The organism is Brachyspira catarrhinii (assembly GCF_005518285.1).
Classification (GTDB): Bacteria; Spirochaetota; Brachyspiria; order Brachyspirales; family Brachyspiraceae; genus Brachyspira; species Brachyspira catarrhinii.
Genome location: NZ_SJDU01000366.1, coordinates 1 through 2,248, shown reverse-complemented (window position 1 = coordinate 2,248; position 2,248 = coordinate 1). Strand labels below are relative to the sequence as shown.

The following is a 2,248-nucleotide window of genomic DNA, read 5'->3' as shown; positions in this document are numbered from 1 at the left end:
TCAAAATCCGCTCCAATATATCCGCTTGAGCTTCGTAATACATAGCGTTATAATATTGGCTTTTGCTACGCTCGGTTTCGGCTTTTCTTCTTAATTCGTTTATAATCGGATTATATACGGAATTATTATAATTAAGAAAATTTTGCATTTCGCAATAATCGAGCAATTGAATAGTTTTTCCGTTTATATTGAAAAGCGTATTGCCTCCTCCTATTTGCCAAATCATAGAATAGCCCGTATATTCCAGAGGAGTTATCAATTTCCAATCGCTTTCTTTGGCGTTTGTAGGGTTAACCAAACTTACCATGAATTGATTTTTGCCAGAATTTTCTATATGTTGTTCCGTGATTGTGAAATTCGTTTTTCCGCTATCCGCCGCTTTTTGAATTTCGTTTACGGGAGGAATAGGGAGCGAATAATGTTTTCCGTTAAATATTATGCCGCTATAATTAGTCGCCACTTTATAATATCTTTTATTGTCTTTATCAAAAGCCCAATCTGGAGGTTCGGGAGTAGCCGTAGGTAAGTCCCTTGGAATAGCTGCCGTAATTGCATCACTGCCTCTATAAATACCTACATAATCAGCGTTTTTTGGAGGACCTTTTCCTTCATTAATCCATATAATTTTACCATCCGCTCCAGTCGCGCCCGTTGTAGAGTAAGTTGCATAATCATAATACTCTATAGACCTTGGATACAATTCTGTCTGATTTTTATCCCTGCCCCAAATATAATTTCCGTATCTCATTATATATAATCTATCTTCATTGGTGTATACATAACAATAGGATTCTTTCCCCCAAGGATAATCTTGCAATATCCAATTATTAAATTCAGAAGCTTTATCTCTATTATTCCAATCTATAAATTTAAATTGCGAAATATTTCTATCATTTGTATTTTTATCATAGTCAACATCTATTCCTTTTCCGCCATCAAATACATATAATTTTTCCTTAAAAAGGATAATATGATAAGGTCTACCATGCTGTGCATATTCAACTGTTCCAGGTCCTTGCCATCTTCTATCCAAAGGAAATTTCATAACTTCACTATCTTCTTTACCTTTCTTTGACCAATTTAATAAATCTTCAGAATTATAGGAGATATTATTTTTTAATATATTTATTACCCATGAGCCTGAGTAGTCCGCAGAACCCATTTTTTGACGCCTAACATAATATTCTCCATATTTATGATAATACCAAGAATTATCTATATACCATACTTGAGAATTTTCTATAATATTAAAATTTGTTAAATGATTCCAAATGTCGTTATTTATAGGATTTCCGCCGTTGAGAATGGATAAATCGCCGTCTTTATTGAATTTCAAAAGGAATTGTTTTCCCTTTTCGGTTAAAATTTTATTGGTAGCGTCATAATAATATTTATTTGTAGCCAATATATGCCATTCGCCTTTATATTGAAATTTTCTTATAAATCCGCCGAATACTTCGCCGTTTTTTGCTGGAGTAGGATTAACATCTATTTTTGAAGGCAAAGTATTGTCGTTATTTGGAACTCTGAATATTGTTTCGTCTGGTATATAAGTCGGAGAGAGCAGATTTACTTTTTTACATGCAAAAATAGAAAATAATAATACTATAGATAGAATTGACAAAATAATAAAAAATCGTTTCATAATGCTTACCTCCTAATTTAAATTAATAAAAATTTTTTCTTTACGCTAATATAATAACAAAATTTTATAATTAGTCAAATATTTTTTATCGTAATTTAGCCATTTTTCGCTTATATACTCTATTAATTTTTAGTTATCATAATATTCATAATATTAATTTTCGGAATAAAATTTTATAAATATTATATAAATTTGTTAGAGTTTTTTCGTCTCGTCAGAGTTTGCTTATTTCAGTAAATCTTTTGTATTCTTCTATCGCTTTTGTCATAATCGGGTTTGCCAGATTTTATTATAGATTTTCTACTTCTTCAAGAGATAAACCTGTGTTTTCGCTAATAAATTTTATATCCAATCCAGATTTTTTTAGATTTTTTGCTATTAAAATCGATTTATTTTTTTCGCCTTCAAGTTTGCCTTTTTCAATTCCTTCTTTAATTCCTTCTTTTATGCCTTCAAGTTTGCCTTTTTCAATTCCTTCGTCAAAGCCTTCTTGTCGTTCTCTCGATAGCATCATTTTTTGTCCTACTAAAAATGCATCTCGGGCTGCATAAGCTCGCATCAATTTATCGTCCGAAGTAAATCTTTTGTATTCTTCAATCGCTT

Annotated in this window: 1 protein-coding gene and 1 pseudogene; both read right to left on the bottom strand. The window is 31.0% G+C overall.

What is annotated here, in order from left to right:
* Positions 1–1,645: hypothetical protein (locus tag EZH24_RS10550; RefSeq protein ID WP_137999084.1), on the bottom strand; the 1,645-nt coding region annotated here is incomplete at its 3' end.
* A 289-nt stretch (positions 1,646–1,934) separates the two neighbouring features.
* Positions 1,935–2,248 (bottom strand): annotated as a pseudogene (locus EZH24_RS10545) (Rpn family recombination-promoting nuclease/putative transposase); the annotation flags it as partial.